This is a genomic window from Rhizobium sp. P1_E1 (assembly GCF_056406015.1).
On sequence record NZ_JBFUAY010000268.1, the window covers coordinates 1 to 5338 of the forward strand.

Sequence of the window (5338 nt, forward strand, 5' to 3'; positions counted from 1 at the left end):
GCACATAACCGTCCGTCTCGCCGAAGCCGCCGAGAGGGCCGGTGCGCGGACTGATGAAGCCGACCTTCAGCGTATCGCCGCTCTGAGCGAAGGCCGTGCGGCGGGAAAGCGCCAGCGCTGCACCGCCCGCCACGGTCGATGCGATGAAAGAGCGGCGGCTCAGCGATGCCGCGTTGAATTTTCCGCTGCGGAAAATGCCGTTCATGAATTCATTCCTCCCTCTTGATGCGGGCCTCCCAGCCCGTTCCCAGTGTTCATCCCGACCGATCTCAATTCAGATCTGGTAGTGCCGTTTTCCCGAGGCCATGGTGATCCATCTGAGCTCGGTGAATTCATCGATCGCGGCCTTGCCGCCGAAGCGGCCGTAGCCGCTTGATTTGACGCCGCCGAAGGGCATTTGCGGCTCGTCGGAAACTGTGGCTTCGTTGATGTGGCAGATGCCGGATTCGAGCCGCATGGCAACGGCAAGTGCTGTATTGACGTCGGCGCTGAAAACGGCCGCCGACAGCCCATATTCGTTGTCGTTGGCAACCGTCACAGCCTCGTCGACGCTACCGACCCGGATGATCGCCGCCACCGGTCCAAAGCTCTCCTCGCGGTAGATGCGCATGGCAGGCGTCACGTGATCGATGACGGTTGCGTCCATCAGCGTGCCGTTGGCCTGGCCGCCGCAGACGAGAACCGCGCCCTTCTGCAGGGCATCATCGACGAGCGACCTGACACGCCGGACGGCCTCAGTGTTGATCAGCGTGCCGAGCGGCGTGTTGCCGTCCTTGGGATTGCCGGCGACAAGGGTTGCGGCCTTCGTTCGGAATTTGCCAACGAAGCCGTCGGCGATCTCGTCCATGAGGATGATCCGTTCGGTCGACATGCAGATCTGGCCCTGGTTCATGAAGGCGCCGAAGGCGGCAGCACTCACGGCCTCATCGATATCGGCGTCGGCAAGGACGATGAACGGCGCCTTGCCGCCGAGCTCAAGCAGGCAGCGCTTGAGATGCCTTGCCGCGGATTCGGCGATGATCCTGCCGACACGGGTGGAGCCGGTGAAATTGATGCGGCGCACGGCCGGATGGGCGATCAGCGCGTCGACGACGGCGGCGGCATCGCTCGGCGCATTGGAAACGACATTGACGACGCCGCGCGGGAAACCGGCGTCACAGAGGATGTCGCCGATCAGGCCATGGGTCTTCGGGCAGAGTTCGGAGGCTTTCAGGATAACCGTGTTGCCGCAGGCAAGCGGCATGGCAACGGCGCGGGTGCCGAGGATGATAGGTGCATTCCAGGGGGCAATGCCGACGCAGACGCCTGCCGGCTGGCGGACCGCCATGGCGAGGCTTCCCGGAATGCCTGAAGGAATGAGCTCGCCTGATATTTGCGTGGTCATCGCCGCCGCCTCGCGAAGAATATCCGCGCCAAGGCCGCAATTGATCGCCGCCCATTGCGCGGTGGCGCCAGTTTCTCCAGTCATGGCGGCAATGAGTTCGGGCGTGCGGGCCTCGAGGATATCGGCTGCGGCATTCAGGAGCCTGCGCCGTTCGCCCGGGCCGATCTGGGACCAGTCCGGAAAAGCGGCCGCGGCCGCATTGGCTGCCCTTGTCATGTCGCCAACGGATCCTGCCGAAGCGATCGTTGCGACGTCGCCGGTCAGCGGATCGATGCGTTCGAAGGTGGCCCCTTCGGAAGCATCCATCGCCTCGTTGTTGATCATCAGCTTTGCCGCGAACACTGTTCCATCCATTTGCCAGGCATTGGCGCCACGTACTGGCGCCACATGCCGGTTTGCGTTGTTGCCATGGGAGAAAACGAGCGGACGCGGCGCCACGAGGGTCGCCTGACGGTTCCTGCATCTGTTGAAGAGCCTCCTCCCAAAGGCTGATGAGAAAAGGTTACGCCGATCTGGCGCGGATGGAATGCGATTTATTGGGTTAATATTGTAATTATCCGGCGATTACAGCATTGTTTGACTTGGGGAGTGGAGGAGAAGCTTGGCAACGGACGGAGGGATTCATCACTATGCCAGGGGCGAGTGGCACGGGCCGTCGCTGTCGCACCGGCGTATCCGTTTTCAAAAAGGACTCTATGCCGATTTCCATCATTTCCTTCTGCTCGGCGAGGGAAGCGGGGAGCTTCATTTCGACAATGGCGACCATCGGCCGCTACACGGGCCGCTGCTTGCCTTCCTGCCTCCGCAGGCGCGATGCGACCTGTCGATATCAGCCGGAACCGCGGCCCATCTGGTCGGAGCTTCGCCGCAGATCATGGTCGATGCGATCGGCGACAAGGTGGAATCCTATTCGCTGCGCATCTTCACCGAGCAGCGCAAGCTGGTCGAGGCATTGGATCCCTCAGCTGTGGCCGAAATCAGTCCGCTGATTTCGGGCTTCGTGCGGGAATTGGGCGATCCCACCCGCTCCTCCTGGATGGTCGCATCCGCCTATATCAGGCTCATTCTGATGGCGCTGTGGCGCGGTTCCGATGGTGAGAGAAGCGAGCAGCGCGGGCAGGGCGAAACCGGATCGATCCTGCAGAGATACCGGCAGCTGGTCGAGGCCGGCTTCCGCCGGCACCGGCCGATCAGCGATTATGCCGCAGAGCTGGGCGTCACGGCCGACCGGCTGCATTCCATCTGCCAAAGGGCGCTCGGCCGCTCGCCGATCCAGCTCTTGCACGAGCGCGTTGTGCAGGAGGCAAAGCTGAGATTGGAGCGTTCGGCCCGCAATATCCAGGAAATCTCCGACAGCCTCGGCTTTCGCGACCCGACCTATTTCAGCCATTTCTTCAAACGCAAGACCGGCCTTTCACCCGCCGGCTACCGCGAGATCGCCCGCGCGTCGGCCGGCTCGGAAAACAGCATGCTGTCCTCAGGTTACGCCGATTGGCCTTAGGCTCGGGCTCATTTGGTCAAGGCTGGAATTTGCCAGACTTGGATCGGAGATCATGCTGATGCGGAACTCCAAGCCGGCGTAGGCCTGCGATGCGCCAAGAAGCGGTCGTTGCCCCGGCGTGAAGGCATGACAGATTTGGGGCCGGAAGGTGGAGATCGCCTGGATATTACCTCTTACGATTTGTTGACTCACCTGCGGTTGAACAATAACTTGCTAATCTGGTCATTAGGCTTGTCCTCACATGACGGATCAATCTATTCAGCGTCGCCTTGCCGCCATCGTCGTTGCCGATGTGGTGGGATATACACGCCTGATGGAGGCTGATGAAGGCGCAACGCTGGCGAACCTCAGGAAACTCCGTTCTGGCGTTATCGAGCCGGCTGTGATGCGCCACAACGGCCGCATCTTCAAGGTTGTGGGCGACGGCTTCCTGATCGAATTCAGTAGCGCGGTGGAAGCGGTCGCAGCAGCGTTGGAAATGCAACGGGCCACCACCGCTGTTGAGACCTCCGACCGGCGCCTGCTTTTGCGTGTCGGCGTCAATCTGGGTGATGTCATTGACGACGGTTCAGACGTCCTCGGCGACGGGGTCAATGTCGCGGCGCGCCTCGAGACGCAGGCCGCGCCGGGAGGTATCTGCATTTCAGCCAGCGTTCACGGCGAGATCGTCGGCAAGATCGGCGACCGGTTCTTCGATGCAGGCGAACGCTACCTGAAGAACCTGACTCGCCCAGTCCACGTGTGGCATTGGCCGGATGCGCTGCAGAGCATATTGCCGCTGCCCGAAATGCCCTCGATCGCTGTATTGCCGTTCACGAATATGAGTGGGAATGAAGCGGACGCGCCTTTCGTCGACGGCTTGACCGAAGACCTGATCACTGACCTTTCCCGAACGGCTGGCCTGTTCGTCATCGCGCGCAATTCCGTGTACGGCTACAAGGGCAAGCCGGTCAACGTACGGCTGGTCGCCCAGGAACTCGGCGTCCGCTACGTCCTGGAGGGGAGCGCCAGACGCGCAATGGGCCGTGTCCGCATCAATGCCCAATTGGTCGACGCGCTTGGCGGCCGGCACTTGTGGGCCGACCGGTTTGACAGGACGGTGGAAGATGTTTTCGAATTACAGGATGAAGTTAACGCCAAGATTGTTGAAGCCCTCGTCGGCCGACTGACCATCCCGCCGCAGCGCAATCGGCCGAAGAACTTTGAGGCGTACGACCTGTGTGTGCGCGCCCGCCTCCTGACGGAAGAGTCGCCGCAAACTGAGCGTGAGGCCTATATGCTGCTCCAACGCGCGGTCAAGCTCGAGCCATCATATGCCGAGGCGCTTGGTCTGCTCGCCTATAATCGTTGGCTTGCCTGGACTCATTTCGGCGAGCCCGAAGATCCCAACCGTCGGATGGCGGTGACGTCCGCGCAGAAGGCGGTCGACCTGGATCCCAACGATGCCGGCTGCCGTTACGTTCTGGGGACCATTTTGGCTTATGAGCGGCGATGGGAGGAATCGGAGGCCGCCTTCGCCAAGGCCCTGGAGCTGGACCCCAACCACGCCGACACCTGGGCCGCCATGTCGGACGTATCAGTGCTGGACGGCAGGGTTGCCGACGGACTTGCGCAGATCGAAAAAGCTCTGCGGCTCAATCCCTATCCAGCGTGCTGGTATCTTTGTCATCTTGGGCAAGCGCAATACGCCGCGCGTGACTATGAGGCGGCAGCCGCTACACTCCGCAGGGAAGACACGTATCGTACCAACTCACGCAAATTCCTGGCCGCTACGCTTGCACAGTTGGGCCACCATGAGGAGGCGCTGCGAGAAGCAGAATTGTTCCTGATCGCCCACCCTCATTTCACGATTGGGCATTGGCTCAGCTCCCAGCCGCTGCGCGATGCATCTGTACGAGACCACTTTGTTGACGGCTTCCGAAAGGCCGGCCTGCCAGAGATGTGACAGCGGGTGGGGACAATTCCGACGCGTTCGAGGACTTGATCGACGGATATGCGCTGCGCGAGAACGGCGGTCTCGATCGCAGTGCCAAGCTTCTTCAGACGCTTCACAAAACGCGTCAATCAGCCCCAGTCTTACATGACTTTTCCGCTGAACCGCCTTGCATCGTGGTGGCGATGAGCCCGTAGCCCAGAATGAAGACAGGATGCTTTGCAAAACATTTAAGCAGCTTCGCCGAGACATGAAGGCCACGACGCCTGCTTCCGCTATCGGCGGCGCAAAGATGCCGTTACCTTGAAACTAGACAATGGCTGCTTTCCGGCAGGTGCAAGGTCTGTTTCAACGGCAAAATTAGGCGCAAAGCAGCCGTGTCCTTCGACAACGAAAAAAGTCCACTTAGGGCCGACCGTTACCGGAAACTGCTGAAGTTAATTTGACCACGAAGACCAAACTCACGACAGCGCAAAAATCCTCACCTCTCTCCCGATGCCCTGAAGCTCCGCCATCCGGG

Annotated in this window: 3 protein-coding genes and 1 pseudogene; 2 read left to right on the forward strand and 2 right to left on the reverse strand. The window is 60.9% G+C overall.

Features of this window, described 5'->3' with window-relative positions; genetic code table 11:
* Together AC1D1Z_RS33610 and AC1D1Z_RS33615 are read right to left on the reverse strand one after the other, a co-directional pair.
* Positions 1 to 205, reverse strand: a pseudogene (locus AC1D1Z_RS33610) (ABC transporter substrate-binding protein); the annotation flags it as partial.
* Between the two features lie 69 nt (positions 206 to 274).
* Positions 275 to 1738: an aldehyde dehydrogenase gene (locus AC1D1Z_RS33615; protein ID WP_477853155.1), complete on the reverse strand. Its 1464-nt coding sequence runs from the start codon at positions 1736 to 1738 to the stop codon at positions 275 to 277.
* A 247-nt stretch (positions 1739 to 1985) separates the two neighbouring features.
* Here AC1D1Z_RS33615 and AC1D1Z_RS33620 point away from each other — a divergent pair, with 247 nt between their 5' ends.
* A complete protein-coding gene (locus tag AC1D1Z_RS33620; RefSeq protein WP_018246058.1) occupies positions 1986 to 2885 on the forward strand; it encodes a helix-turn-helix transcriptional regulator in 900 nt (299 codons plus the stop codon).
* Positions 2886 to 3126: 241 nt separating this feature from the next.
* Complete coding sequence (locus AC1D1Z_RS33625) at positions 3127 to 4830, forward strand: adenylate/guanylate cyclase domain-containing protein (RefSeq protein ID WP_018246057.1); 1704 nt, start codon at positions 3127 to 3129, stop codon at positions 4828 to 4830.
* The last annotated feature ends 508 nt before the right edge of the window (positions 4831 to 5338 follow it).